Raw genomic sequence first — 26,971 nt, 5'->3', positions numbered from 1 at the left:
TTGACGCACATAAACACCCCTGCCGACAATGCGGCAACGCTGTGGCCCGCCCCAGCGCCATCACATGACAAATCAGGGGAAAACCATGAACGCCTTCTTCGGCCGCGCCGCTGGCGCCATCCTGTCGCTGAGCCTGCTGTCCGCGCCCGCCGCGCAGGCGCAGGACGCCTACCCGAACAAGCCCGTCAAGGTCATCGTGCACACGTTGCCCGGCGCCTCGTCGGACGTGCTGGCGCGGGCGGTCAGCAAGGCCATGGGCGACCAGCTGGGCCAGAGCTTCGTGGTCGAGAACCGCTCGGGCGCGGGCGGCGCCATCGGCGTGGACGCGGTCGCCAAGGCCGCGCCGGACGGCTACACGCTGCTGGCCGGCGCTTCCAGCGCCATGGTCATGCTGCCCATCGTGCTCACGCGCAAGCTGCCCTATGACGAGAACAAGGATTTCGCGCCCATCGGCGTGATCTCGCGCTCGCCGTTCCTGCTGGTCGCCAGCCAGGCCTCGGGCATCCGCGACCTGCCGGACCTCATCGCCAAGGCCAAGGCGCATCCCGGCAAGATCACCTACGGCAGCGCGGGACCCGGCACCAATCCGCACCTGTTGGGCGAACTGCTCAGCCAGCTGGCCGGCATCGAGCTGACGCACGTGCCCTACAAGGGCCCCGCCGCCGCGCAGGCCGACCTGATGGGCGGCACCATCGACCTGCTGTTCGACACCCCGTCCTCGGCCCTGCCGCATGTGAAGTCGGGCAAGACCGTGGCCATCGCCGCCAGCAGCGACGCCCGCGTCACGGACGCGCCCGACGTGCCCACCCTGAAGGAACTGGGCTATCCCTCGCTGACGCTGTACGGCTGGACCGGGCTGTACGCGCCGGCCGGCACGCCGCCCGAGACGCTGGCGCGGCTGCGCGGTGCGCTCAAGCAGGCGCTGCACACGCCGGCGGTGCGCGAGTTCATCCTCGCCGGCGGCAACGACATCCTGGACCTCTATGGCGACGACATGCTCGCCATGCAGAAGCAGATGCAGGATTTCTGGCGCGGCGTGGTCAAGTCCCGCGGCATCAGGCTGGACTAGGCGCGGCTCGCCGCCAGGGCGGGTTCCGCCCGCCCCCTGCGCCGCACGCGCGGCGCCAGGCCCCCTCATCGCCCTTCCCCCTCCCACCGCGGTCCGCCGGGCCGCCAAGGCCATCCCCATGACACTCCAAATCCGACTCGCCGTGCGCGACTGGGACTACATCGTGCCGCTCGCCCTGGGCGACGTGGTCGCCGAAGGCCTGGACCTGCGCATCGACCGGGTGCCCGCCCTGCCCGAGGACCTGGCCGCCGATCCGCGCTACGACGCCGGCGAGATGTCCATGAGCCGCTATTGCCTGGGCCGCCTGCGCGGCCGCGACGATATCGCCGCCGTGCCCCACTTCCTGATGCGCGGCTTTCGCCATCGCTGCATCATCACGCATCGCGACAGCGGCATCACCCAGCTGGAGCAGCTGGCCGGCGCCCGCATCGGCATGACCGGCTGGCAGGACTCGGGCAATACCTGGACGCGCGCCCTGCTGCGCCGCGTCGGCATCGGCATCGACGACGCGCAATGGCGGGTCGGCCGCCTGACCGCCGCGCACCCGGTCGCCGACCGGCTGTCCGGCTATGGCCAGCCGGGACGCATCGAGGCCGTGGCCGGCGAGCGCCCGCTGGTGGACCTGCTGCGCTCGGGCGAACTGGAAGCCGTGTTCACGCCCTTCATGCCCGACGGCTTCTTCGACGCGGACTCGGACCTGCGCCAGCTGCTGCCGCAATGCCGCCGCGACGAAGTGGCGTACTTCCGCGACGTGGGCTACGTGCCCGGCATGCATCTGCTGGGCATCAAGCCGGACATCCTGCGCGCCCACCCCTGGGTCGGCCAGTCCCTGAGCGCCGCGCTGGACGCGTCCGCCGCGATGTGGCTGCACAAGCGCCGTAAATACGCGGACACCACGCCCTGGATCCTGGACGAGCTGATCCAGACCTCGCGCGACCTGCCCGAAGGCTGGGACCGCAACGGTCTGCAAGCCAACCAGCCCATGGTGACGGACTTCCTGGCCGAACTGCGCGCGCAGCGTCTCACCGAGCGCAGCATGTCGCCGGCGGAACTGTTCGCCCACGGCTGACGTTCTTGAACATACAAGGAGACTTCACATGAAAATCGCCCTGGGCCAATTCGCCGTGCGCCCCGACTGGCAAGACAACGCCGCGATCTGCCTGCACCTGATCGCCCGCGCCGACGCCGGCGGCGCGCGCCTGCTGGTGTTGCCGGAAGGCATCCTGGCGCGCGACATCGCCGATCCCGACCTGGTGCGCCGCGCCGCCCAGCCGCTGGACGGCCCCTTCATGACCCGCATGCTGGAGGCCACCCGCGACCGCGCGCTGACGCTGGTCATGACCGTGCACGTGCCCGCCGATCAGGGCAAGGTCTGGAACATCCAGGTCGCGCTGCGCGGCGGTCACATCGTCGCGCAATATCGCAAGCTGCATCTGTATGACGCGTTCTCCATGCAGGAGTCGGTCAACGTGGTGCCCGGCGATGAAGTGCCGCCGCTGCTCGAGGTGGACGGGCTGCGCTTCGGCATGATGACCTGCTACGACCTGCGCTTTCCCGAACTGGCGCGCCGCCTGGCGGTGGACGGCGCCGACGCGCTGCTGGTGCCCGCCGCCTGGGTCAAGGGACCGCTGAAGGAACATCACTGGGAAGTGCTGTCCACCGCCCGCGCGCTCGACAACACCTGCTACGTGGTGGCCGTGGGCGAATGCGGCCCGCGCAATATCGGCGCGAGCATGGTGGTGGATCCGCTGGGCGTGGCGATCGCCCGCGCGGCCGAGCAGGACGCGCTGCTGTACGCCGAGCTGGATCCACGGCGCCTGGCCCAGGCGCGCCAGGCACTGCCGGTGCTGGCCAACCGGCGCTTCGCCCGCCCCGAACTGGCCTGAGCCACGCCGGCCGGCGCGCAGGACGCGCCGGCCATCCACTCAAGGCGTGGCGGCGGAAGGCTCGAACAGCACCACCAGATCGCCGCGATAGATGCCGTTGATGCTCGGGCCATCGGGCGTCTGCGCCGGCGCCCGCGCGCTCACCGTGAGCCTGTGGATCTGGTCGTAGCCGCCGTCGCCGGGTGTGCTCTGCTGCACCTTCAGCGGCGCGCCGACGCGGACCTCGTCCTCGCGCCCCGGCTGCGACAGGACCACCTTGGCATCGCGCATCTCATAGACGCCGCCCCGCATCGTCAGGGGCCGAGCCAGCGCGATATTGAACTCCGTTCCCTTCGTCCATACGCGGATGGGCAAGGTCTTGGAGAACGCGCGCTGCGTGCGGTCAGTAGCGTCCAGCTCCTCATGGTCGTACCAGCCGGAGCCGTCCGGCCGGGAAACGAAGATGGAATCTCCGATCTGGGCGGTGAGCGTGATCTTCTTGACGACGGGAGCGGCATGGGCCGCGCTGGCCGAGGACATGACCAGGCTTGCGACGAGAGCAATATGTTTGAGCTTCATGATGGACGGATCAAGAGTTTGAACAAAGCCCCCGCCATGTGGGCGGGAATCCGCGCAACCGTGCGGCGGCGAGCGCCTGGGCTGACACTCCCGTTAACGGCCGACGAGGCTTGACTCTTTAAAAGCGCCAAGTCTCGTAGGACTATTCTTAACCCAACGGGGCTGAAAGCGCACTAGGAAAACAGGCCCCGCACCCGACGCGCCACGTCGATGCCCGGCGCCTGCGGCGACGGGCCCGCGCCGTTCCCCTCGGGCAGCGGCGGCGCCTTGGGCAGGTGATCGAACAGCGGCAGCATGGCATTCGTGATGAAGCGCGTGCGTGACGCATACACATGCCGGTCGCCCATGCCGGTCTGCTGATGCACGTAGAAACGCTGCGGCACGACCAGTTGCAGGCGTTCGCGCGCGCGGGTCATGGCGACGTACAGCAGGCGGCGTTCTTCCTCGATTTCCTCGGCCGTGCCGGTGCTCATGTCCGACGGAATGCAGCCGTCCACCACGTTCAGCACATACACGGATTTCCATTCCTGTCCCTTGGCGGAATGGATGGTGGACAGGATCATGTAGTCCTCGTCGCGCAGCGGCGCGCCCGATTCGTCGCTGGTGGCGTCTGGAGGATCGAGCGTCAGCTCGGTCAGGAAGCGTTCGCGCGACGGATAGCCGGCCGCGATGCGGGCCAGCTGTTCCAGGTCGGCGCGGCGCACGCGCGCATCGTCGTACAGCCGTTCGAGCTGGCCCGCATACCAGCGCAAGGCCAGGTCCACGTCGGCGGGCCATTTCAGCGCGGGATCGCGCAGCGCGGCATAGGTGTCGGCGAAGGCGCCCCAGTCCTGCTGCGCCGCCGCGCCCGGCTTGAACGCGCGCAGGGCCGCCAGCGGCTCGGCCGAGGCCGACATCGCATCCATCAGTTTGCCGGCCGTGGCCGGACCGACGCCCGGCAACAGCTGCGCCACCCGGAAGCCCGCCATGCGGCCGCGCGGATTCTCGGCCCAGCGCAGCAGGGACAGCAGGTCCTTGATGTGGGCCGCCTCCAGGAAGCGCAGTCCGCCGAATTTCACGAAGGGGATATTGCGCCGCGTCAGCTCCAGTTCCAGTGCCGCGCTATGGCTGGCCGAACGGAACAGCGCCGCCTGCGATTTGAGCGTGGCGCCCGCCTCGCGCTGCGCCAGCACCTGGTCGGCAACCCAGCGCGCCTGCCCGGCCTCGTCGCTGACATTGACCATTTCGGGCAGCTGCGAGGATTGCCGGTCGGTCCAGAGATCCTTGGCATAGCGCTCCGCCGCCAATCCGATCACGGCGTTGGACGCGTTCAGGATGGGCTGGGTGGAACGGTAGTTGCGGTCCAGCGTGACCACGCGCGCCGGCTTCGGAAACTGCGTGGGAAAGTCCAGGATGTTGCGCACGGTGGCCGCGCGGAAGGAATAGATCGACTGCGCGTCGTCGCCCACCACGGTCAGGCCGCGCCCGTCCGGCTTCATGGCCAGCAGGATGGCGGATTGCAGGCGATTGGTGTCCTGGTACTCGTCGACCAGCACATGGTCGAAGCGCGCCCCCACATCGGCCGCGATGCCGGGATCGCCCATCATCTCGGCCCAGTACAGCAGCAGGTCGTCGTAATCCAGCGCCTGCTGGTCCTGCTTGGCCGCGACGTAGGCGCGGAACAGGGCCTTGAGCTCGGCCTCCCATTGCGCGCACCACGGAAAGGCGGTCTTGAGCACGTCTTCCACCGGCGCCTGGCTGTTGATCACGCGCGAATAGATGGCCAGGCAGGTGCCCTTGAGCGGAAAGCGCGACTTGGCCGAGGACTGGCCCAGCTCGTGGCGCACCATGCCCATCAGGTCCTCGGCGTCGCCCCGATCCAGGATGGTGAAGGACTCGGACAGGCCGATGCGCAGCGCGCAATCGCGCAGCAGGCGCGCGCCAATGGCATGGAAGGTGCCCGCCCAGGGCAGGGCCGGCGGCTGCTGCGCCGCATGCAGGCGCATCACCCGGTGCAGCACCGCGCCCACGCGGCGCTCCATTTCCAAGGCGGCGCGGCGCGAGAAGGTCAACAACAGCATGCGCTGGGGATCGGCGCCGTTCAGGATCAGATGGGCCACGCGGTGGGCAAGCGTATTGGTCTTGCCCGAACCGGCGCCGGCGATCACCAGCAGCGGGCCGTCCTCGCCGCCGCCCTGCCCGGCGCGGGCCGGGGCCACGCCGAATTCCACCGCCGCGCGCTGGGCGGGGTTGAGGTCCGCCAGGGGATCGGGACGGTCCTGCGGCGCTGATGAAGACGGGGATTGCGTATCGGACATGGGCGGGGGAATGGCAATGCCCATGCGCGCCCGCGGCCCGGAAGGCGGGACCGGCCTGGGCGCGCACAGGCCAGACAACTGTTCATATATCCAGCTATCATAACCCGGTGCCCGCTCCGCCACGGCGCCCTTGCCCGGAGCGCCTGAGCGGCCCGTCGCCCCGTCCCGCGCGCCCGACCCGCCCGCGTTTCCTCGTCCTCCATCGCCCTTGCCCGCCATGCGCATCCTCACCGGCGCAGCCTCCTGGACCGATCCCACGCTGCTGGCCTGCGGCCGCTTCTATCCGCCGGCCGTGGCCGCCAACGCCGAGGCCCGGCTGCGCTACTACGCGGCGCGCTTCCCGCTGGTCGAGGTCGATTCCAGCTACTACGCGCTGCCCACGGCCGAGAACGCCTGGCGCTGGGACCAGCGCACGCCTGACGGCTTCGTCTTCAACATCAAGGCGTTCCGGCTGTTCACCGGCCACCAGACGCCGCTGTCCGCCCTGCCCGCCGACATCCGCGCGGAGCTTGACGGCTGGCCGGCACCGTTCATCTACTACAACGACGTGCCCGGCGAGCTGCGCGACGAACTCTGGCGGCGCTACACGCTGGCGCTGGAACCGCTGCGCCTGCCGGGCAAGCTGGGCGCCGTGCATTTCCAGTTCCCGCCCTGGATACGACGCGACGCGCGCGGCCACGCGGCGCTGGCCGAGGCGGCGCGGCGCATGGACGAGCATCTGATCTCCATCGAGCTGCGCCACCGCAGCTGGTTCGACAGCCCCGCCGCGACGGCCGGCACGCTGGCCCTGCTGCGTGATCTGGGCGCGGTGCACACGGTGGTGGACGCGCCCGCCGGGCCGGAGAACAGCGTGCCCGCCGTCTGGGCAAGCACGCATCCCGAGCTGACGCTGTTGCGGCTGCATGGCCGCAACGCGGCCGCCTGGAACCGGACCACGCAAGCCTCGTCGGGACGCTTCCAGTACGAATATTCCGAGGCCGAGCTGGCGGAACTGGCCGAGCGCTTTTCCCGGCTCGCCGCGCAAAGCGCGCAGGCGCACGCCGTCTTCAACACCAACTTCGAGGACCAGGGCGTGCGCAACGCGGCCGCGTTCGCGGCGGCGCTGCCGGGGTTCTGAGACACGGTCGCCGATGCGCTCTTGGCGGCTCAGGCGCGGGCCGCGCGCGCCGGCTTGCGCGCCACTTCCGCCAGGCTGTCCAGCAGCACCTCGAACTTGCGCGCGATGTCCTGCTCGGGCACGCAGGCAAACCCCAGCAGCAGCCCCGGACGCCGCAGCGCCGGGTCGGCGTAGTAGCGCGACAGCGGACGCGTCAGCACGCCGCGCGCGCGCGCCTCCTCGACCACGCGCAGGTCGTCCATGTCGGGGGGCAGCGTCAGCACCAGGTGCAGCCCGGCCAGGCTGGCGTCGCGATGCAGCCAGTCGGCGCCCAGGCGGCGTTCGATCAGGTTGACCAGCATGGCGCGGCGGCGGCCGTACAGCATCCGCATGCGGCGGATGTGCGCGGCGTAGTGGCCGTCCGCGATAAAGGCCGCGAGCGCGGCATGCGTCATCTGGTGGCCCTCGCGGTACAGCTCGGCGTGCGCCGCCTGGAACGCCGCCACCAGCGGGCGCGGCAGCACCAGATAACCCACGCGCAGCCCCGGGTACAGGGTCTTGCTGAAGGTGCCCATGTAGATCACGGGCGCATCCGGCTCCAGCCCCAGCAGCGAGGCGATGGGCCGCCCCGAGAAGCGGAACTCGCTGTCGTAGTCGTCCTCGATGATCCAGCTGCCATGGCGCCGCGCGACGGCCAGCAGCTGGCGGCGGCGCGCCAGCGACATCACCGGCCCCAGCGGGTACTGATGCGACGGCGTGACGAAGATGAAGCGCGGCGGCTCGCCGCCGGCTTCCTGCGGCACCTGCATGCCTTCCTCGTCCACCGGCAGATGGCGGATGCGCAGGCCATTGGCCTGCAGCACGGTGCGCGCGCCCCAATAGCCCGGGTCCTCGACCCAGGCCACCTCGCCCGGATCGCCCAGGATGCGCGAGGCCAGGTCGATGGCCTGGTGCGAGCCCTCGGTGATGATGAGCTGTTCCGGATCGCAGTCGATCGAGCGCGTCAGCGCCAGGTGCTGCGCCAGCGCCTCGCGCAGCGCCGGCAGCCCGCCGCCATGGGCGTAGGTGAGCAGGTCCGGCGGCGGATTGCGCCACAGCGCGCTGACGATGCGGCCGAACTTGCGGTGCGGGAATTCGGTCAGGTCGGGCACGCCCGGCATGAAGGCGCCCCATTGGTAGGGCGAGGCCGAGGCGCCGTCGACGATGGCCGCGCCGCGCGGCGACAGCGCCGCACGCGGCTGTGGCGCGGCCGCCGGGCGGGCGCGCCGTCCGCTGCTCAGGAACGAGTCCGGCAGCGAGGCGTTGACGAAGGTGCCGTTGCCCTGCCGGCTGCGCGTATAGCCCTCGGCCAGCAGCTGGCTGTAGACGTGGACCACGGTATTGCGGGCGATGCCCAGCTCGGCCGCCAGGTCGCGCGAGGCCGGCAGGCGGGTATCGGCGGCGATGGCGCCTTCCAGGATGGCTTCGCGCAGGCCACGATACAGCCGCCGGTTCATCGGCTCGGCGCTGGCCTCGGCCAGCCGGAGCAGCAGCAGGTCGCCTACGATGGAACGCAATTGGTTCTACCTGTTTTACAAAAGTGGTTCCCAACAATGGGGCCATCGTAGCATTAAATTAGGGGCTAACCCTTTACCCGCGATGCGAGGCTGAGATGAAGAATCAGGACCTGAATACCCGCCGTTCCCTGGCCACGCCGCGCGGCGTCGGCGTGATGTGCGATTTCTATGCCGTGCGCGCCGAGAACGCCACGCTGTGGGACGCCAACGGCAAGGAATACATCGACTTCGCCGGCGGCATCGCCGTGCTGAACACCGGCCACCTGCATCCCAAGGTCAAGGCCGCCATCTCGGCCCAGCTCGACAACTTCACGCACACCGCCTACCAGATCGTGCCCTACGAGGGCTACATCTCGCTGGCCGAACGCATCAACCGCCTGGCCCCCATCGACGGCCTGAAAAAGACCGCCTTCTTCACCACCGGCGTCGAGGCCGTCGAGAACGCCATCAAGATCGCGCGCTCGGCCACCGGCCGCTCGGGCGTGATCGCCTTCTCCGGCGCCTTCCACGGCCGCACCATCATGGGCATGGCGCTGACCGGCAAGGTCGCGCCGTACAAGCTGTCCTTCGGTCCCATGCCGGGCGACGTCTACCACGTGCCCTTCCCCAACGGCACCCAGGACATCACGGTGGCCGACTCGCTCAAGGCGCTGGACCTGCTGTTCAAGGTCGACATCGATCCCAAGCGCGTCGCCGCCATCATCATCGAACCCGTGCAGGGCGAAGGCGGCTTCAACATCACCCCGCCCGAACTGATGACCGCGCTGCGCAAGGTCTGCGACGAGCACGGCATCCTGCTGATCGCCGATGAAGTCCAGACCGGCTTCGGCCGCACCGGCAAGCTGTACGCGATGGAACACCACTCGGTGCAGGCCGACCTCATCACCATGGCCAAGAGCCTGGGCGGCGGCATGCCGATCTCGGGCGTGGTGGGCCGCGCCGACGTCATGGACGCGCCCGCCGCCGGCGGCCTGGGCGGCACCTATGCTGGCAACCCGCTGGCCGTGGCCGCCGCGCACGCGGTGCTGGACGTCATCGCCGAAGAAAAACTGTGCGAGCGCGCCGTCCAGCTGGGCGACAAGCTGCGCGCCCATCTCGAAGGCCTGCGCGCCAAGGTCCCCGGCATCGCCGACGTGCGCGGCCTGGGCTCGATGGTGGCGCTGGAACTGAACGACCCGGCCACTGGCAAGCCGGACGCCGACGCCGTCAAGCGCGTGCAGGCGCGCGCCATGGAACGCAGCCTGATCCTGCTGAGCTGCGGCGTGTACGGCAACGTCCTGCGCTTCCTGTACCCCCTGACCATTCCCGACGCCCAGTTCGCCCGCGCGCTGGACATCCTGTCCGAGGCGCTGGCAGCATAAGCACCGGGCGCACCCCGATCATCCGGCCGGTGGCGCCAGCCCGAAAGGGCTGAGCCCGCCCCGGCCGGATATCCGTTTACACGGCGCCATCGTGCCCCCCCCACGCCCCCTGAAACGGCCGTCCCCCCAAAATCGGGATGCCGCGGATCCGGCTCCGCCGGTCCGCCAGCATGCCCCCTTGAGGGGGGCCCGCCTAGGGGGAAGCGCGCAGCGCTTCGGGGGTGGGCCCAACACTGGCCCAAACACTCTAGGAGACTGACAACATGACCCAAATCAATCTGACCCGCCCCAACCTGCTGCGCGACGCCTGCTACATCGGCGGCGAGTGGGTCGGCGCCGGCAATGGCCCGTCCATTCCCGTGAGCAACCCGTCCACCGGCAAGACCATCGTGTCCGTGCCCAAGTTCGGCCGCAAGGAAACCGAGGCCGCCATCGCCAGCGCCGAGGCCGCCCTGCCCGCCTGGAGCGCCAAGACCGGCAAGGAACGCGCCGCCATCCTGCTGAAGTGGTCGCAGCTGATGATGCAGCACCAGAAGGACCTGGCCGCCATCATGACCTCGGAACAGGGCAAGCCCGTGACCGAGGCCGCCGGCGAAATCGCCTACGCCGCCTCGTTCCTGGAATGGTTCGCCGAGGAAGCCAAGCGTATCGACGGCGACGTGCTGCAAAGCCCCAAGGCCGGCCAGCGCCTGCTGGCGCTCAAGCAGCCCATCGGCGTCACCGCCGCCATCACGCCGTGGAACTTCCCGGCCGCCATGATCACGCGCAAGGCCGGCCCGGCGCTGGCCGCCGGCTGCACCATGGTGCTCAAGCCCGCCCAGCAGACCCCGCTGACCGCGCTGGCGCTGGCCGTGCTGGCCGAGGAAGCCGGCGTGCCGGCCGGCGTGTTCCACGTCGTCACCGGCAGCTCGCGCGAGATCGGCGCGGCCCTGTGCGAAAGCGACGCCGTGCGCAAGCTGAGCTTCACCGGCTCGACCGAAGTCGGCCGCACGCTGATGGAACAGTGCGCGCCCACCATCAAGAAGCTGTCGCTGGAACTGGGCGGCAACGCGCCCTTCATCGTGTTCGACGACGCAGACCTGGATCGCGCCGTGGACGGCATCCTGGCCTCCAAGTTCCGCAACGCCGGCCAGACCTGCGTCTGCGCCAACCGCATCTACATCCAGGCCGGCGTGTACGAGGAAGTCACCAAGCGCCTGGTCGCCAAGGTCCAGGCCATGAAGGTCGGCGACGGCTTCGGCGAGGGCGTGACGCAAGGTCCGCTGATCGACGCCAACGCCGTCGAGAAGGTGCAGGAGCACATCGCCGACGCCACCGCGCACGGCGCCAAGGTCATCGTCGGCGGCAAGCACCACGCGCTGGGCGGCACCTTCTTCGAGCCCACCGTGGTGCGCGACGTGACCAAGTCCATGCGCTTCGCCACCGAGGAAACCTTCGGCCCGGTCGCGCCACTGTTCCGCTTCGAGACCGAGCAGGAAGTCATCGAACAGGCCAACGACACCATCTTCGGCCTGGCCGCGTACTTCTTCACCCGCGACTACGCCCGCGTCTGGCGCGTGTCCGAGGCGCTGGAATACGGCATCGTCGGCATCAACACGGGTCTGATCTCCAACGAAGTCGGCCCGTTCGGCGGCGTCAAGCAATCCGGCCTGGGCCGCGAAGGCTCGAAGTACGGGATCGAGGAATACCTGGAGATCAAGTACCTCTGCCTGGATCTGGGTTAAGGCCAAGCCCTGGAGCGCACGGCGCTTCGGGGCGAATGGCATTACGCGTTTCGGACGTTTACGAACGCGACAGCGCCGTCGGCAAGGCATGTGGGGAAGGTTCCCGCGCGTCTTGCCGACGGCGCTGTTTCATGGGCGGGCGCGATAAGTACCCCGATCAGGGCAGAAGAAGCCCGTGCGCCTCCACCCCCGCCAGCATGCCGACCATGCTGGTTTTTTTCCATCATCCGTGCCCACGGTCCTGTTCATCTGATCCTGTCAGGGCACGCACAACGGGATGGCGCGTTCCGCGCGACATCATGAATCCGAAGGCGCGCTACGCCAAGCCGTCCCTGAAATGCTCTTTTGATTCAACCCCTTCCGCGACACGATCAAATGTCTTGCCGGCATGCTAGATTTGCGCGTTGCTAGGACGAATACTATGAGCAGATCTTTCACCCGCGAAGAAACGCGCCGGCTGGCGTCCATCCTGGCCGATACGGCCCAGGCCGAGGTCATGCCGCGCTTTCGCAACCTGCCCGAGGGCGCCGTGCGCGGCAAGACCTCCGTGCGCGACCTGGTCACCGATGCCGACGAGGCCGCCGAGCGCATGATCAGCGCGCGGCTGGCCAAGCTGTATCCCGGCGCGGTGCTGATCGGCGAGGAAGCCTCGACCCGCAACCCCGCGCTGTTGAACATGCTGGTCGACGCCGACCTGGCCTTCCTGATCGACCCCATCGACGGCACCCGCAATTACGTGGCGGGCCTGCCGCTGTTCGGCATGATGATCGCCGCCTGCCATCGCGGCGACGTGATCGCCGGCGTGATCTACGACCCCGTCAGCCGCGACAGCGCGCTGGCCGTGCGCGGCGAAGGCGCATGGATGGAATACGAGAACGGCAAGCAGGCGCCGCTGGCCGTGGCCAGTCCCGCGCCGCCCGAGGACATGGACGGCCTGATCTCCACCGGCGCGCTGCCCGAGCCGCTGCGCAGCACGGTCAACGGCAATCTGTCGAAATTGGGCAGCACGGCCTCGCTGCGCTGCGCGGCCCATGAATACCGCATGCTGGCGGCGGGCCATTGCCATGTCGCGCTGTACAACCAGCTCACCGCCTGGGACCACGCCGCGGGCTGGCTGCTGCACCGCGAAGCCGGCGGCTATGCCGCGCGCTTCGACGGTTCGCCGTACAAGCCCACGCACCGCAGCGGCGGCCTGCTGTACGCGCCCGACGCGGGCAGCTGGCATGCCGCGCAAAAAGCGCTGATGGGCGAGGATTTCGTGGCCTCGGAAAGCTGAGCCCGGGCGGGGTCCGTCCCCGTCCGGAGTCCCATTTTCCGGGACTCCGCCTCGGGTTATCCCTAGGAGTTATCCCCACTATCTGTGGACAACCCTATGGAAAGCTCTGTAACAGTAGAAAAAAACCCTTGCAGGACAAGGGCTTGTATAAACCGCTCAAAAACCGGCCGCAGACTGGCGGCCGACGGGCGCTTTCACAGGGCATCCAGCGCCAGCGCGCAAGGCTGTTCCACCTTCAGGGTCAGCAAGGCGTCGGCGCGCGTGCGGCCCAGATTGATCGCCGCGATCGGCATGCCGTTGCGCGCGGCGGCGGCCACGAAGCGATAGCCCGAATACACCATCAATGAAGACCCCACGACCAGCACCGCGTCGGCGGCCATCAGGCCCGCGTTGACGCGGTCCACCCGTTCACGCGGCACCGTCTCGCCAAAAAAGACCACATCGGGCTTGATCACGCCGCCACAGCGCGGACAGGGTGGAACGCGGAAGCCGGAGAAATCCACGCCATCCAGATCGGCGTCGCCGTCGGGCGCGTCGCTGGCCTCCAGCGACTCCCAATGGGGATTGAGCCCCGCCAGCTCGTCCTGCCAGGCCTGCCGCCCGCCGCGCCAGTCGCACTGCATGCAGCGCACCTGATCCAGCCGGCCGTGCAGGTCCACGACCTCGCGGCTGCCGGCGGCCTCGTGCAGCCCATCGACGTTCTGCGTCACCAGCAGGCTTAGCCGGCCGCGCGATTCCAGCCGCGCCAGCGCCCGGTGCGAGTCATTCGGCAGGACCCGGCCGAAGCGGCGCCAGCCGATCATGCTGCGCGCCCAATAGCGCGCGCGGGCCAGGTCGCCGCCCATGAACATCTGCAGGGTCATGGGCGGCTTGCGCTTCCATTCGCCCTCGGTGTCGCGATAATCCGGAATGCCGGAATCGGTGCTGACGCCCGCCCCCGTCAGCACGAACAGCCGCGGGTGGCGGTCGACGAAGCCGCGCAGCGCGGCCAGATCCGAAACGCGTGTGTCCATCCAGGCTCCCAGAATCACCGATGCGCGGACCGGCGGACGCGCCCGGCGCGACGATCAGCCGCCCAGCCCGCAATCGGGCATGTCGCTGACCAGGCTCGCCTGGGTCACGTTGCTGCCAGGCGCCACGCTGCGCGTGAGCCAGACGTTGCCGCCGATGGTCGATCCCTTGCCGATGGTGATGCGGCCCAGGATCGTGGCGCCAGCGTATATCACCACATCGTCCTCGATCAACGGGTGGCGCGGCAGGCCCTTCTTGAGTTCGCCGTTCTCGCCGGGCGGGAAGCGCTTGGCGCCCAGCGTCACCATCTGGTAGAGCCGCACGCGGTCGCCGATGATGGCGGTCTCGCCGATCACCACGCCGGTGCCATGGTCGATGAAGAAGCTGCGGCCGATGGTGGCGCCCGGATGGATGTCGATGCCGGTGTCGGCATGGGCGATCTCGGCCACCATGCGCGCCAGCATGGGCACGCCCAGCCGGTACAGCACGTTGGCCAGGCGATGGTGGATCATCGCGGTCACGCCGGGATAGCACAGCAGCACCTCGTCGGCGCTGTGCGCGGCCGGGTCGCCCTGATAGGCGGCGGTCACGTCCAGGTCCAGCGCCTCGCGCACCTTGGGCAGCTCGGCGCCGAACTGGCGCACGATGCCGATGGCGCGCTGCTGCGTGTCGGCCAGCAGCGCCGGATCATTGCGCCCGGCGTACTGCAGTTCCAGACAGACCTGGTGCAGCAGCGCGTCCAGCGCCGCGCCAATGGTGTGGCCGACGTAGAAGTCTTCCACTTCCTCGCGCAGATCGATGGGCCCCAGGCGCATGGGGAAGAGCGCGCCGCTCAGATCCTTGACGATCTGGCGCAGGCTTTCCTGCGACGGAAACTCGCGCAGGCCGGCGTCCTCGCGCAGGCGGCCGCGCGGACCGCGCCAGGCCAGGCGCGCCTCGCGCAGGCCGGACACGATGCCGTCCAGGTTCCAGTGCGCGGGCGGGGTGTGGCTGGGCCCGCTCATGGCTGCGCCCGCAAGGAAATGCCGGCGGCGCCGGCGTGGGAATGAAGGTCGAACATGAAGTGCCTCGCTGACGGAGCAGCGGCCGCCGGACTGGCCGACGGGCCGATGCTGCTTTGCAATATTCCCGTCAACTGTAACCGCTGGGGCCCTCTTCGCGGAATCCCCCCGACACGGCGTAGTGGTTATGCGGCAGGGGCCGTCCCCTTGGACGCCGGCCCCCTGGCGCCGCTCACAGATGCGCCGCGACGCCCGGCACCCAGGCATGGCGCGGCAGCGGCGCCTGGGCGTGGCCCCGGTAGCAATCGATCCAATACGACGTGGACGCGTCGTGCCCCCGGTCGGCCACGGCCGCCGACACCGGCACCGCCAGCTCGCGCTCGATGCCAGTGGCCAGCCGCTTGCCCAGCTCCACGCCCCACTGGTCGAAGGGATTGATGCCCCAGACCACGCTCTGCACGAACACCTTGTGCTCATACAAGGCCAGCAGCGCGCCCAGGCCGCGCGGATCGAGCTTGCGCAGCACGATCAGCGAGGAAGGACGCCCGCCGGGATGCACCATGTGCCGCGCCAGGCGCAGCGCCCGCTCGCGGTCGTCGATATGGGCCACGTCCAGCAGCGCCTGCTCCAGGCTCTTGCCGCGCAACAGGGCCTGGCGCTGCGCCAGGCAGTTGGCCAGCAGCATGCGGTGCGCGTCCGGGTTGTCCGGGCAGCCTTGCAGGCTGGCGATGAAATCCACCGGCGCGCCGTTCTCGCTCTGGTGCAGCCACTGGAAGAAGGTGTGCTGCCCGTCGGTGCCGGGCATGCCCCAGATGATGGGCGCGGACGGCACGCCCACGGCCTGGCCATCGCCCGCCACCCGCTTGCCCAGCGATTCCATCTCCAGCTGCTGCAGGTAGGTCACCAGGTGCAGCAGCCGCGCGCTGTAGGCCGCGATGTTCAGCGAGTTGTGGCCCAGCACGCTGCAATTGACCAGACCGGCAAGCGCCAGCTGCGCCGGCGCATTGGACGCCAGCGGCGCCAGCCGGAAATGCTGGTCCATGGCCTCGGCGCCGGCCCGCATGCCGATCAGCACCTCCGCGCCCACCGTCAGCGCGATGGACAGGCCCGCCACCGACCATACCGAATAGCGGCCGCCCACCCAGTCGCACATCGAGAACACCCGCTCGGCCGGCACGCCCAGCGCGCGCGCCGCCGCCGCGTTGGCCGTGACCGCCGCCAGATGCGCCGCCACATCGGTCACGCCGCCGCGCCGCAGCCAGGCGATGGCGGCGCGGGCATTGTGCAGGGTCTCGGCGGTGGTGAAGGACTTGGACGACACCACCACCAGGCAGCGCCTCGGGTCCAGCCCGGTCACCGCGTCGTTGAACGCATGGCCGTCGATATTCGAAACGAAACGGATCTGACGCCGCTGCGTGGGGCCGCCAAAGGCCTGCACCGCCAGCCTCGGCCCCCAGTCGCTGCCGCCGATGCCGATATGCAGCACGGCACCAATGTCCGCCTCCTGGTCCAGCGCGCGCACGAAGTCCAGCATGCGCGCGTACTCGCAGACGGAGCCGGCGTCCTGGCCGTCGGGCTGCTCGCGCGTGCGGCCCGCGCGCAGCGCGGTGTGCCAGGCGGGCTTGTCCTCGGTCCAGTTCACCGCCTCGCCCGCGAACAGCGCCTGCACCGCCCTCGGCACGCCGCGGGCGCGCAGCAGGGCCAGCCCCGCCGCCTCCAGCGCGGGCGACTGACGCTGCATGGACAAGTCCAGGCTCAGGCCCGCCGCCTCGATCAGCTTGAGCGCGCCGGCGTCCAGTTCCGCGCAACGCGCCGCATGGTCGAAGGCGCGCCATTCGGCGCAGTCCAGCAATCCCGCGGCTTGCGCCTCTTCCCTCGCAAATTCAGCCCTATCCATCGCGTAGTGCTCCTTAGAACGGTAAACGGACATGAGGCGCGACGCGACGCAAGGCGTTGCGGAAGTCCTCCTCGATGCGCGCCAGGGCGGCCATCGTGTCCCCTTCGAAACGCAGCACGACCGTCGGCGTGGTGTTGGACGGCCGCGCCAGGCCGAAGCCGTCGACGTAATCCACCCGCACGCCGTCCAGATCGTTGATCGACTGCGCGCCAGGAAATCCGCCTTGCGCGCGCAGCGCCTCGACCAGGGCGAACTGCTCGCCCTCGGCGGTCTCCAGCTTGATCTCGGGCGTGGCGCAGGACTGCGGCAACCCCTCCAGCATGGCCGAGGGATCCGACGCCGCGGACAGGATTTCCAGCAGGCGCGCGGCGGCGTACAACCCGTCGTCGAAGCCGTACCAGCGTTCCTTGAAGAACAGATGCCCGCTCATCTCGCCGGCCAGCAGCGCGCCGGTCTCGCGCATCTTGGCCTTGATCAGCGAATGGCCGGTCTTCCACATGGTGGCCTTGCCGCCGGCCTCGGTGATGGCGCGGGCCACATGGCGGCTGCACTTCACGTCGTAGATGATCTCGGCGCCCTGGTTGCGCGACAGCACATCGCGCGCGAACAGGATGAGCTGCCGGTCCGGCCAGATGATCTGGCCGGATTTGCTGACCACGCCCAGGCGGTCGCCATCGCCATCGAAGGCCAGGCCGATCTCGCAGTCCGAATAGCGCAGGCAATAGATCAAGTCCTGCAGGTTCTGCGGATCGGCCGGGTCCGGATGGTGCCCCGGAAAGGCGCCGTCCACCTCGCAGAACAGCTCGGTGACCTCGCAGCCCAGCGCGCGGAACAGGGACGGGGCGATCGCGCCGGCCACGCCGTTGCCACAATCGACGGCGATCTTCATCGGCCGGGTCAGCCGGATGTCGCCCATCACGCGCGCGGCGTAGCAGGGCTGCATCTGCATCTGCGTGCGCCCGCCGGCATGGGCCGCGCCTTCTATCGGCCGCCGCATGGCGTCACGCAGCGCGGCGATGCCGTCCCCGTAGAGCGAAGCGCCATCCAGCACGAGCTTGAAGCCGTTGTGGTTGGGCGGATTGTGGCTGCCGGTGACCGCGATGCCCGCGCCGGTATCCATCAGCCGCGTGGCGAAATACAGCATGGGCGTGGTCGCCATGCCGATGTCGATCACATGCAGGCCGGCGGCGCGCAAGCCGGCCTGCAGCGCGGCCGACAGCTCCACGCTGCTCAGCCTGCCGTCGCGCGCCACCACCATCGCGCGCGCGCCCAGCTCCAGCGCCTTCACGCCCGCCGCCATGCCCAGGCTGTGGGCAAAGCGCGCGTCGATCTCCTCGGGCACCGTGCCACGGATGTCGTAGGCCTTGAAAACCGAATCAAGGATGTTCGGAGCGTCCCAGCCAAAAGTTCCGTGCATGTCCGTTTCCTCCGGCTGGCGTCACTTGGGACCGTTCTGCTTGAAATCGCCGTAGTACGCCGCCCTGGAGTAGCGGTATCCGCCATATTTGGACCGCAGGCCGAAGCGTTCGGGCAAGAGCTTCAGGCCGTTGAACAGCACGCCGTCCACCGGCGCGCCGGCCTGGATGAGCCGCTTGGCTGTCTCGCGGATCTCGCCCACCGTGTTCATGCCGGACCGCACCACCACCATCACCGCGGCCGCATGGCTGCCCACCACTGCTGCATCCGGCGAGGACAGCACCGGCGCGGTATCCAGCACCACCATGTCGTACTGGGTGGACAGCTCGCGCAGCGTCTGGCCGAACACGGGCGAGGCCAGCAGCTCGGACGGGTCGAAGGTGACGGCGCCGGTGGAAATGAAATCCACGCCTTCGGACACGCTGTGCCGGCGCACCTGCTCCAGCGGGATCGTGCCGGACAGCACCTCGAACAGGCCGTCCTCCTTGGGCACGCCGAAATAGCGGTTGAGCTGGCCCTTGCGGAAGTCGGCGTCGATCAGCAGCACCCGCTTGCCCACGCCGCCCTGGATGAAGGCGAAGTTGGCCGACAGGAAGGACTTGCCCACCCCGGCCACGGGGCCGGTGAACATGACCATGTTGTTGGCCGACTGGCGCAGCGAGGCCTGCAGCACATTGCGGAAGCCCCGCAGGCTTTCGATGGGCGGCGCGTTGCTCTGGCTCTGCGCCAGCAGCGCGGGCACGGTCGCATTCTTGCGGCGGCTGCGGCGCCAGAGCTTGTCCTGGATGTCGCTGTAGGGAATCGCCGCCAGCACCGGCAGGCCGGTATAGCGCTCCACTTCCTCCGGCTCGGACAGGCCGCCGAACAGGGCGTTGCGCACCAGGGCCGACAGCAGGCCGATGATCAGGCCGATGGCGCTGGCCACCAGGATGATGATGGCGGCCTTGGGCCGCACCGGCTTGTCCGGCTGCACCGCCGCGTCCAGGATGCGCACGTTGCCGACCTTGCCGGCGCGAATCAGCTTGAGCTGCTGGGTATTGTTCAGCAGCGCGGTGTACAGCTCGGTGTTCACGCGCACGTCGCGCACCAGCCGCACCACGTCCTGTTCCAGGTCGGGCAACTGCTTGATGTTGTTGCCGATGCGGTTCACGTCGCCGGTCAGCGAGGCGATCTGCCGGTCGATGGCCAGGATGCTGGGGTGAGTGGGCGCGAAGCGCGTGATCAGGTCCTGGCGCTTGGCGCGCAGTTCCATCACCTTGGTCTGCGCGTCCACCGACTGCGCCAGGATCAGCTTGGCTTCCTCGCTCAGGTCGATGGTGCCGCGCTTGTTGCGCAAGGCGTTGTACTTGGTCTCGGCCGCGTCCAGGTCCTTCTTCATCTGGGGCAGCTGCTGCTCCAGGAAGCTCAACGACTTCTCGGCCTGCGCCGCCTTGCGGTTCACGTTCTGCTGCACATACTCCGCGCCGATCTCGTTCAACACGGCGGTGGTCAGCGCAGGATCGTTGCCTTCCAGCGTGACGCCGATCACGCCCGAGGCGCGACCGCGCTCGAAGATGCCCATGCGCGCCTGCACGTCCTCGATGGCCGCCAGCCGCGAGCTGCGCGACACGGTGAACTCGGTGCCCGGACGGCCGCTGAGCGCGTCGATGTGCACGTCCAGCGCACCGCCGCCCGGCAGCACGAAATGCTGCGGCGCGCCCACGGTCCCGGTGAAGGTCGAGCCGGTGATCTTGTCGAACAGCGTGTAGCGCCCGTCGCCCAGCGTCGTCACCCGCAGCGGCTTGCCCAGCCATTCATTGGGCACATCCAGCTGCGACACGGAAATGGTCTCGCCGCCCCAGGCGTAGCCGCCCCTGGGCAGGCCGCCAGGATAGGGAAAGCTCTCGTGGCGCTGCGCCAGCCAGGCGCCCACCACCGGGAAGTAATTCGGCCTGGCGTGGATATACAGCAGGAACTTGTCGACCGCCGGTCCGACCACCATGCGCGAACGCAGCACCTCCATTTCGCCAGAGGTCTCGGTCTTGGTGTCGAAGATCGCGGACACATCGCCCAGCAGGCTGCGGGCCTGTCCGTTGGGCTGCTCCTCCTCCACCTGGACGATGATGTCGGCCTGGTAGACCGACGGCGTCATCATCACGTAGATCACCGCGCCCAGCAGGGCCAGCAGCGTGATGCCGATGATCATCCAGCGGTTGGAGAAGATCGCGTCCACGTGCGAGGACAACGGGGTTTCCTGCTGACGGGCAGGCGCCGTGGGTTCAAAGGACTCGATGGGCAACGACATGCAGCTCTCCAGGAGAAGGCGCCGCCGCCGTCGCGGCGCCTCCAAAGGCGTTGTTTGTCAGGCGACTACTTGATGGAATTGACGGTCTGCACCGTTTGCGCGCTGGGGAACAGGTTGCTGATGAAACGGTTCCAACGCACCAGGCCGGCCGTATCCACGAATACGACGTCTTTGGGCTGCAACTCGAATTTCTCCGCCACCGCGAGCGCCTGCGGCGATGCCGCGTTCAGGTGAAAGACCAGCGGTTTTGCCTCCTCCGTGCTGCGCACGACAAACACCTGCGACGGATCCGAGTTCAACTGGCTGGGGCCGCCGGCCAGTCCCAACGCCTCGTTCAGCGACATGCGGCCGTCCCGCATCACCGCCACCGTGGGCGTGGTCACCTCGCCCATCACGAAGATCTTGCTGTCATCGCGCGGCGTCACCCGCACGATGTCTCCCGCCTTCAGCAGGACCTGGTTCAGGTCCTTGCCGCGTTCGATCAGGGCCGGCAGATTGATGCGCGTGCGGCGGCCTTCGCGGATGACATACACACCGCTGCGATCGCCCGTCGCCAGGATGCCCCCGGCCCGGTTGACCGCTTCCATCAGGGTCATGGGAATGTCGTTGATCGCCAGCGCGCCCGGCGTCTTCACTTCGCCTTCCACATAGACACGCTTGCTCCGGTAGCCCAGCACGCGCACGGTGATCTGCGGATCCTGGATGTACTTGCTCGAACTATTGACTATGAGATTGCGCGCCTGAAGCTCCGTCAACCCGGCCACTTTCAGCAATCCCGTGTACGGAAACTGGATGAATCCAGTGGCTGATACGGCATAGCCCGGAATGCCCGAGGCGGTGTCCCCAATGGCTAGTTCGGTCGCCCCCGCGCCGATGGCGTAGGTTTGCGTCGGAAGCACGAGTTCGGGGTGGTCCCAGACCACGATCGAAAGGATGTCCCCGGGGCCGATGCGGTACGGCTCGCTCTTGCCGTACAGGCGGTCCACGCCGTCGTTGTCGATCAGCGCGTCGCGGGCGCGCACGTCGTCCATGACCAGCGCCGGCGTGAGCTCGCGGACCTCCGAGACGGAATTCGGATCATTGGGATCGACGAGGTGGCCGGCCTTGAAGGTCATGCCGGGGGACAAGGCGCAAGCGCCCAACGAGGACACGAGCGCGATGGCTGCCAGGGCCCGGCTCACGGTTCCGAAAATTGTCGTCATGGCGACTCCACGGTGAATGACTTCGTTGCCAGCAAGAGAGCCCGATGCGTAACGGGTTGCGACATTCCACTCTCTTTTTTCCGGCCCGCACATTCGACGGATGCCCTAAGCCTTCTCCTACATCGTTTGGAGGTTTCGAGTGCGCCCTCCAGTCAATAAGATTTTTCCAGTGGCCCCAGGCTTTGCGGCAACGCAGCGGCCTGTTCCCGGTTCCTTCTGGCATCCAGCCAAGAACAGAGGAGTGCGCGATGGACACGCCCCAATCGGACGCGTCGGCAAGATTCAATGGCGCCAGCTTGCTTTATCGCCTGCTGGACGCGGGGATCGTGATCGCCTGCGGACTCGCGGCCACCGAGCTGAAGTTCGCCGAGGACATGACCGGCGATCCGCCGCCCATCCATCTGTTCCTCATCTACCTGTGCGGGCTGGGCGTGATCGCCGTCTTCCCCGCGTTTCGCCTCTACCAGTCCTGGCGCGGCCGGCGCCTGGCCGATCTGGCGGCGCGCTGCGTCGCCGCCTGGGCGACCGTGTTCGCGCTGGGCATCCTGATCAGTTTCCTGATGCACCAGGCGGCGGCGCTGTCGCGCATGTGGGCCGGCGCCTGGTTCGCGCTGGCCGCCGTCGCGCTGGTCGGCGCGCGCGTCGGCGCCTACGCCGTCCTGGGCGCGGCGCGCGATCGCGGCCTGAACAGAAAGCGCGTGCTGATCGTCGGCTTCGGCGCGCTGGGGCACGACCTGTGGCGCCGGGTGCGGCGCCATAGCGAGGCCGGTTACGAAGTCGCCGGCATCTATGCCGAGCCGCACGAGAACCTGCCGTCGCAGGTGCGACGCCTGCACAGCCTGGACCAACTGCACGCCTTCGTCCTGGAGCATGGCGTGCGCGAGATCTGGATCGTGCTGCCGATGGAGGCCGGGCAGGAATTGCGCGAAGTGCTCTATCACCTGCGCAATGACCTGGTGGACGTGCGCTGGATCCCGGACGTGCTGTCGATCCAGTTGCTGGGCCATCGGATCGGCGACTTCCTGGGCCTGCCCGCCATCCAGCTCAACACCCTGCCGGCCGCCGGCGTGCGCGGCCTGGCCAAGGAAGCGTTCGACCGGGTGTTCGCGCTATGCGCGCTGATCGGCCTGTCGCCGGTCATGCTGACCGTGGCCGCGCTGGTGAAACTGTCCTCGCGCGGTCCGGTGCTGTTCACCCAGCCCCGCCTGGGCGTGGACGGCAAGGTGTTCCGCGTCTACAAGTTCCGCACCATGACGGTGCACCAGGAGCACGGCGTGGTCACGCAGGCCACCCGGTGCGATGCGCGTGTGACCCGCATCGGCGCCTTCCTGCGGCGCACCAGCCTGGATGAGCTGCCGCAATTCATCAACGTACTGCTGGGCGACATGTCCGTGGTCGGCCCCCGGCCGCACGCGCTGGAGCACAACGAGATGTACAAGGACCTGGTGCAGCGCTACATGATGCGCCACCGCGTCAAGCCCGGCATCACCGGCTGGGCGCAGGTCAACGGATTCCGGGGCCAGACCGACACGCTGCGCAAGATGAGCGACCGCGTCGAGCACGACCTGTACTACATCCAGCATTGGACCTTCCGCATGGACCTGCGGATCATCGCCCGCACGGCGATCTCCGGATGGACGGGCCGCAATGTCTATTAGGGATGAGCCCCCCCCCGAAGCGCTGCGCGCTTCCCCCCCAGGGGGGCATGCCTGCGGACCGGCGGAGCCGGATCCGCGGCATCCCGATTGCGTGGCAGCGGTGGCGTGCGGGGGGGCTGTGCTGGAGGCCGCCGCTGGTGGTGGTGGTGCGCCCGGGCTGAAGGCCGCCGCCACTGGTGGTGGCGCTTCCGGGCTGGAGGCGGCGGCTGCATGCGGTGAATCCGGTGTGCACGGGACGGCGGCTTCGGGCGCGGCGGAACCGGCTGGCGGCCTGCTGTCGCCGGCGGATTTCCGGCGGGCGGTGGAGATGCTGCCGCTGGTGTCCATCGATCTGCTGCTGCACGACGGCCAGGGGCGCTACCTGACGGGGCTGCGCAGCAATCCGCCGGCCCAGGGCGCCTGGTTCGTGCCCGGCGGGCGCATCCGCAAGAACGAGCCGCTGGCGCTGGCGCTGGACCGCATCGCCCGCGAGGAACTGGGCCTGCACGCAATGGCCGCCGCCTGGACGCCTTGCGGCGTCCACGAGCATTTCTACTCCACCAACTTCGCCGGCGAAATCAACCGCTCCACCCATTACATCGTGCTGGCCTACGAGGCCGAGCGGGCGCTGGATCCGGCCAGCCTGCCGCACGCGCAGCATCGCGGCTACCGCTGGCTGTCGCCCGCCGCCATCGTCGCCGACCCTGACGTGCATCCCTACACCCGGGCCTACTTCAAGGAGTACGCGCCATGACCAATCCCCCTCCCCCCTACCGCGCCGTCATCCTCTGCGGCGGATCAGGCTCGCGGCTGTGGCCGCTGTCGCGCGAGCTGCTGCCCAAGCAGTTCATCCGTTTGACCGATGACCGCAGCCTGCTGCAGAACACCCTGCTGCGGCTGGACTCGGCCGGCGCCCAGACGCGCCCCACGCTGGTGTGCAACGAAGCGCACCGCTACATCGCGGCCGAACAGGCGCAGGAGCTGGGCATCAAGGATGCCGAGCTGATCCTGGAGCCGCACGCCCGCAACACCGCGCCGGCCATCGCCGCCGCCACGCTGCGCGCCATGCGCGGCGGCGAGGACCCGGTGATGCTCATCATGCCGTCGGACCATGTGCTGGAGGACGGCGAGGTGCTGGCCGCGGCCTATGCGCAGGCCTATCTGGCGGCGCGCCAGGGCGCGCTGGTGACGTTCGGCATCACCCCGACCGCGCCGCTCAGCGGCTATGGTTACATCCAGGCCGATGCGCCCGCCGCCATGGCGCCCGCCCGGCGCGTGCGCCGCTTCGTCGAAAAGCCCTCGCCGGAGGTCGCGCAGCGCTTCATCGAGGAAGGCAACTACTACTGGAATAGCGGCATGTTCGCGTTCCAGGCCTCGGTCTTCCTGGCCGAGATGGACCGGCTCGCGCCGCGCATGTTGCAGCAGGTGCGCGCCGCGATCGCCGCCGGGCATGGCGACGATGCGCTGTTCCAGCTTGACGGCCCCGCCTTCGAGGCCTGCCCCAGCGATTCGATGGACTACGCCATCATGGAACGCACCGACAGCGCCGTGGTCATCCCGCTGGCCGCGCCCTGGAGCGACGTGGGCGCCTGGGACGCGGTCTGGGGCATCGCCCCCAAATCGGTGGAGGGCAACTCGACCACCGGCGACGTGATGGTGGAGGATTCGCGCAACTGCCTGATCCATTCCACCAGCCGGCTGGTGGCCTCGGTGGGGCTGGACGACATCGTGGTGATCGAAACCGCGGACGCGGTGCTGGTGGCCCACAAGTCGCGCTCGCAGGACGTCAAGCGGCTGGTGGAAGCCTTCAAGGTCCAGCACCGATCCGAGCTGAACCATCACCGCGAGGTGCAGCGGCCCTGGGGCTCCTACGACTCGGTGGGCCAGGGTCCGCGCTACCAGGTCAAGCGGATCACGGTCAAGCCCGGCGCCCGGCTCTCGTCGCAGATGCACCATCACCGCGCCGAGCACTGGATCGTGGTGTCCGGCACGGCCCGCATCTACAACGGCGACAAGCAATACCTGCTGACGGAGAACCAGTCCACCTACATCCCGCTGGGCGAGATCCACAGCCTGGAGAACCCGGGCAAGATCCCGCTGGAAATCATCGAGGTGCAGTCCGGCGCCTATCTGGGCGAGGACGACATCGTCAGATTCCAGGACATGTATGGCCGCGCCTGATTCCGTTCAGGCGCCCTTCTGGCGTCCGGGGCTGGCGCGCGTCTGCGTGCCGGCGGCGGCGCTGTTCTTCCTGGCGCTGGTGACGATCGGCAACCTGCCCGGCCTGGCCGCGCAGATGTCCGACGCCTACGGCGACAAGCGCCTGCACCTGGCCGCCTACGCCACGCTGACCTGCCTGGCCTACGCCTCGTTCAACCGGCGGCCCGCCCTGTTGGCATTCCTGTCCGCCACGGCGCTGGGCGCGCTGGATGAAGGCATCCAGTCGTTCTTCCCGTACAGACAGGCGGATCTCTTAGACCTTTTGGCCGATATCTCGGCGGCGGGTGCGACAGTAATCTCATTGCACATTGGTTCCGCAGCCATCGGCTCCTTTCGTGCAGTCACTAAGTCTTAAGGATACAACCATGCCAAAACGGGCACTGATTACCGGCGTCACAGGCCAAGACGGCGCCTATCTGGCGGAGTTCCTGCTCGCCAAGGGCTACGAGGTGCACGGCATCAAGCGGCGGGCATCGCTGTTCAACACCGCGCGCATCGACCATCTGTACCAGGATCCGCACGACCAGCCCCGCAACTTCGTGCTGCACCATGGCGACATGACCGATTCGTGCAGCCTGATCCGCATCGTGCAATCGGTGCAGCCCGACGAGATCTACAACCTCGCGGCGCAGAGCCACGTCGGCGTGTCGTTCGAGGAACCGGAATACACCGCCAACGCCGACGGCCTGGGCACGCTGCGCCTGCTGGAAGCGATCCGCATCCTGAAGCTGGAAGACAAGTCGCGCTTCTACCAGGCCTCGACCTCCGAGCTGTACGGCCTGGTGCAGGAAACGCCGCAACGCGAGACCACGCCGTTCTATCCCCGCAGCCCCTACGCCGCCGCCAAGCTCTACGCCTACTGGATCAGCGTGAACTACCGCGAAGCCTACGGCATGTACGCCTGCAACGGCATCCTCTTCAACCACGAATCGCCCAAGCGCGGCGAGACCTTCGTCACGCGCAAGATCACGCGCGGCCTGGCGCGCATCGTGCTGGGCCTGCAGGAATGCCTGTACCTGGGCAACCTGTCCGCCCTGCGCGATTGGGGCCATGCGCGCGACTACGTGGAAATGCAGTGGCTGATGCTGCAACAGGACAAGCCCGAGGACTACGTCATCGCCACCGGCCGGCAGTACAGCGTGCGTGAATTCATCAATACCGCCGCGCGCGAGCTGGGCCTGCTGCTGGCCTGGGAAGGCGAAGGCGTGGAGGAAACCGCCACCGTGCTGTTCAGCCCCATCCACGACATCAAGCCGGGTCAGGTGATCGTGCGAGTGGACCCGCGCTATTTCCGTCCGACCGAGGTCGAGACGCTGCTGGGCGACCCCACCAAGGCCCGCGAGAAGCTGGGCTGGTCGCCGCGCACCAGTTTCGCGCAGCTGGTCAAGGAAATGGTCGAGAGCGACCTGAAGGAAGCCCGGCGCGACGCGCTGGTCGAGCAGAACGGCTATGAAATCTACGCCTACAAGGAGTAAGCCGC

Annotated in this window: 21 protein-coding genes; 12 read left to right on the top strand and 9 right to left on the bottom strand. The window is 68.6% G+C overall.

Features of this window, described 5'->3' with window-relative positions; translation table 11 throughout:
* The first annotated feature begins 85 nt into the window (after positions 1-85).
* The 3 genes from ACEU5R_RS17840 (at position 86) to ACEU5R_RS17830 (ending at position 2,955) form a co-directional block, all read left to right on the top strand.
* Positions 86-1,069: a tripartite tricarboxylate transporter substrate binding protein gene (locus ACEU5R_RS17840; RefSeq protein ID WP_103275438.1), complete on the top strand. Its 984-nt coding sequence runs from the start codon at positions 86-88 to the stop codon at positions 1,067-1,069.
* Positions 1,070-1,187: 118 nt separating this feature from the next.
* Positions 1,188-2,138, top strand: a complete 951-nt coding sequence (locus ACEU5R_RS17835; protein WP_103275439.1) for a nitrate ABC transporter substrate-binding protein — start codon at positions 1,188-1,190, stop codon at positions 2,136-2,138.
* A gap of 28 nt (positions 2,139-2,166) precedes the next feature.
* Positions 2,167-2,955 carry a deaminated glutathione amidase gene (locus tag ACEU5R_RS17830; protein ID WP_392411074.1) on the top strand — a complete coding sequence of 263 codons (789 nt, stop codon included), beginning with the start codon at positions 2,167-2,169 and terminating at the stop codon, positions 2,953-2,955.
* A 39-nt stretch (positions 2,956-2,994) separates the two neighbouring features.
* Here the strand turns inward: ACEU5R_RS17830 and ACEU5R_RS17825 are convergent, their stop codons facing one another.
* Both ACEU5R_RS17825 and ACEU5R_RS17820 read right to left on the bottom strand, forming a co-directional pair.
* Positions 2,995-3,513: a fimbrial assembly protein gene (locus ACEU5R_RS17825; RefSeq protein ID WP_392411073.1), complete on the bottom strand. Its 519-nt coding sequence runs from the start codon at positions 3,511-3,513 to the stop codon at positions 2,995-2,997.
* A 173-nt stretch (positions 3,514-3,686) separates the two neighbouring features.
* On the bottom strand, positions 3,687-5,810 hold the full coding sequence (locus ACEU5R_RS17820; RefSeq protein WP_103275442.1) for an ATP-dependent helicase: 2,124 nt from the start codon (positions 5,808-5,810) through the stop codon (positions 3,687-3,689).
* A gap of 217 nt (positions 5,811-6,027) precedes the next feature.
* Here ACEU5R_RS17820 and ACEU5R_RS17815 point away from each other — a divergent pair, with 217 nt between their 5' ends.
* Positions 6,028-6,927 (top strand): DUF72 domain-containing protein, encoded by a 900-nt coding sequence (locus ACEU5R_RS17815; RefSeq protein ID WP_392411072.1) that lies wholly within the window; start codon positions 6,028-6,030, stop codon positions 6,925-6,927.
* A gap of 29 nt (positions 6,928-6,956) precedes the next feature.
* Here ACEU5R_RS17815 and ACEU5R_RS17810 read toward each other — a convergent pair whose 3' ends face one another.
* On the bottom strand, positions 6,957-8,462 hold the full coding sequence (locus tag ACEU5R_RS17810; RefSeq protein WP_369869707.1) for a PLP-dependent aminotransferase family protein: 1,506 nt from the start codon (positions 8,460-8,462) through the stop codon (positions 6,957-6,959).
* Positions 8,463-8,557: 95 nt separating this feature from the next.
* Between ACEU5R_RS17810 and ACEU5R_RS17805 the strand changes: the two genes are divergently transcribed.
* The 3 genes from ACEU5R_RS17805 (at position 8,558) to ACEU5R_RS17795 (ending at position 12,823) form a co-directional block, all read left to right on the top strand.
* Entirely contained in the window at positions 8,558-9,823 is a 1,266-nt protein-coding gene (locus tag ACEU5R_RS17805; protein ID WP_392411071.1) for a 4-aminobutyrate--2-oxoglutarate transaminase, read from the top strand.
* Between the two features lie 263 nt (positions 9,824-10,086).
* Positions 10,087-11,547: an NAD-dependent succinate-semialdehyde dehydrogenase gene (locus ACEU5R_RS17800; RefSeq protein ID WP_392411070.1), complete on the top strand. Its 1,461-nt coding sequence runs from the start codon at positions 10,087-10,089 to the stop codon at positions 11,545-11,547.
* A 421-nt stretch (positions 11,548-11,968) separates the two neighbouring features.
* Complete coding sequence (locus ACEU5R_RS17795; RefSeq protein ID WP_103275445.1) at positions 11,969-12,823, top strand: inositol monophosphatase family protein; 855 nt, start codon at positions 11,969-11,971, stop codon at positions 12,821-12,823.
* 194 nt (positions 12,824-13,017) lie between these two features.
* Here the strand turns inward: ACEU5R_RS17795 and ACEU5R_RS17790 are convergent, their stop codons facing one another.
* From ACEU5R_RS17790 to ACEU5R_RS17765, 6 genes are all read right to left on the bottom strand, one after another.
* On the bottom strand, positions 13,018-13,836 hold the full coding sequence (locus ACEU5R_RS17790; RefSeq protein WP_103275446.1) for an NAD-dependent protein deacetylase: 819 nt from the start codon (positions 13,834-13,836) through the stop codon (positions 13,018-13,020).
* A gap of 54 nt (positions 13,837-13,890) precedes the next feature.
* Complete coding sequence (epsC, locus tag ACEU5R_RS17785) at positions 13,891-14,838, bottom strand: serine O-acetyltransferase EpsC (protein ID WP_392411069.1); 948 nt, start codon at positions 14,836-14,838, stop codon at positions 13,891-13,893.
* A 229-nt stretch (positions 14,839-15,067) separates the two neighbouring features.
* The gene (pgi, locus tag ACEU5R_RS17780; RefSeq protein ID WP_103275448.1) at positions 15,068-16,732 is read right to left on the bottom strand and encodes a glucose-6-phosphate isomerase; all 1,665 of its coding nucleotides are present in this window, start codon (positions 16,730-16,732) and stop codon (positions 15,068-15,070) included.
* Positions 16,733-16,745: 13 nt separating this feature from the next.
* Positions 16,746-18,149: a phosphomannomutase/phosphoglucomutase gene (locus tag ACEU5R_RS17775; protein WP_392411068.1), complete on the bottom strand. Its 1,404-nt coding sequence runs from the start codon at positions 18,147-18,149 to the stop codon at positions 16,746-16,748.
* Positions 18,150-18,170: 21 nt separating this feature from the next.
* Complete coding sequence (locus ACEU5R_RS17770) at positions 18,171-20,432, bottom strand: GNVR domain-containing protein (protein ID WP_392411066.1); 2,262 nt, start codon at positions 20,430-20,432, stop codon at positions 18,171-18,173.
* A gap of 65 nt (positions 20,433-20,497) precedes the next feature.
* Positions 20,498-21,634 carry a polysaccharide biosynthesis/export family protein gene (locus ACEU5R_RS17765; protein WP_103275451.1) on the bottom strand — a complete coding sequence of 379 codons (1,137 nt, stop codon included), beginning with the start codon at positions 21,632-21,634 and terminating at the stop codon, positions 20,498-20,500.
* 248 nt (positions 21,635-21,882) lie between these two features.
* On the opposite strand from ACEU5R_RS17765, the gene ACEU5R_RS17760 reads away from it, so the two are divergent.
* Genes ACEU5R_RS17760 through gmd form a run of 5 tightly spaced genes read left to right on the top strand, consistent with a single transcriptional unit; the run spans position 21,883 to position 26,966 of the window.
* Positions 21,883-23,292 carry an undecaprenyl-phosphate glucose phosphotransferase gene (locus tag ACEU5R_RS17760; protein WP_392411065.1) on the top strand — a complete coding sequence of 470 codons (1,410 nt, stop codon included), beginning with the start codon at positions 21,883-21,885 and terminating at the stop codon, positions 23,290-23,292.
* Positions 23,282-24,025 (top strand): GDP-mannose mannosyl hydrolase, encoded by a 744-nt coding sequence (locus ACEU5R_RS17755; protein ID WP_392411064.1) that lies wholly within the window; start codon positions 23,282-23,284, stop codon positions 24,023-24,025. The genes ACEU5R_RS17760 and ACEU5R_RS17755 overlap by 11 nt, the downstream gene beginning before the upstream one ends.
* Positions 24,022-25,452, top strand: a complete 1,431-nt coding sequence (locus tag ACEU5R_RS17750) for a mannose-1-phosphate guanylyltransferase/mannose-6-phosphate isomerase (RefSeq protein WP_392411063.1) — start codon at positions 24,022-24,024, stop codon at positions 25,450-25,452. Before ACEU5R_RS17755 ends, ACEU5R_RS17750 begins: the two co-directional genes overlap by 4 nt.
* Entirely contained in the window at positions 25,439-25,846 is a 408-nt protein-coding gene (locus ACEU5R_RS17745; protein WP_199770897.1) for a VanZ family protein, read from the top strand. The genes ACEU5R_RS17750 and ACEU5R_RS17745 overlap by 14 nt, the downstream gene beginning before the upstream one ends.
* A gap of 10 nt (positions 25,847-25,856) precedes the next feature.
* The gene (gene gmd / locus ACEU5R_RS17740) at positions 25,857-26,966 is read left to right on the top strand and encodes a GDP-mannose 4,6-dehydratase (protein WP_103275454.1); all 1,110 of its coding nucleotides are present in this window, start codon (positions 25,857-25,859) and stop codon (positions 26,964-26,966) included.
* Positions 26,967-26,971: the final 5 nt, after the last annotated feature.

It is taken from the genome of Achromobacter sp. 413638, from assembly GCF_043119405.1.
GTDB lineage: Bacteria > Pseudomonadota > Gammaproteobacteria > Burkholderiales > Burkholderiaceae_B > Achromobacter.
The sequence above is the reverse complement of the archived record's forward strand: the minus strand, read 5'-3'. Positions and strand labels throughout refer to the sequence as shown.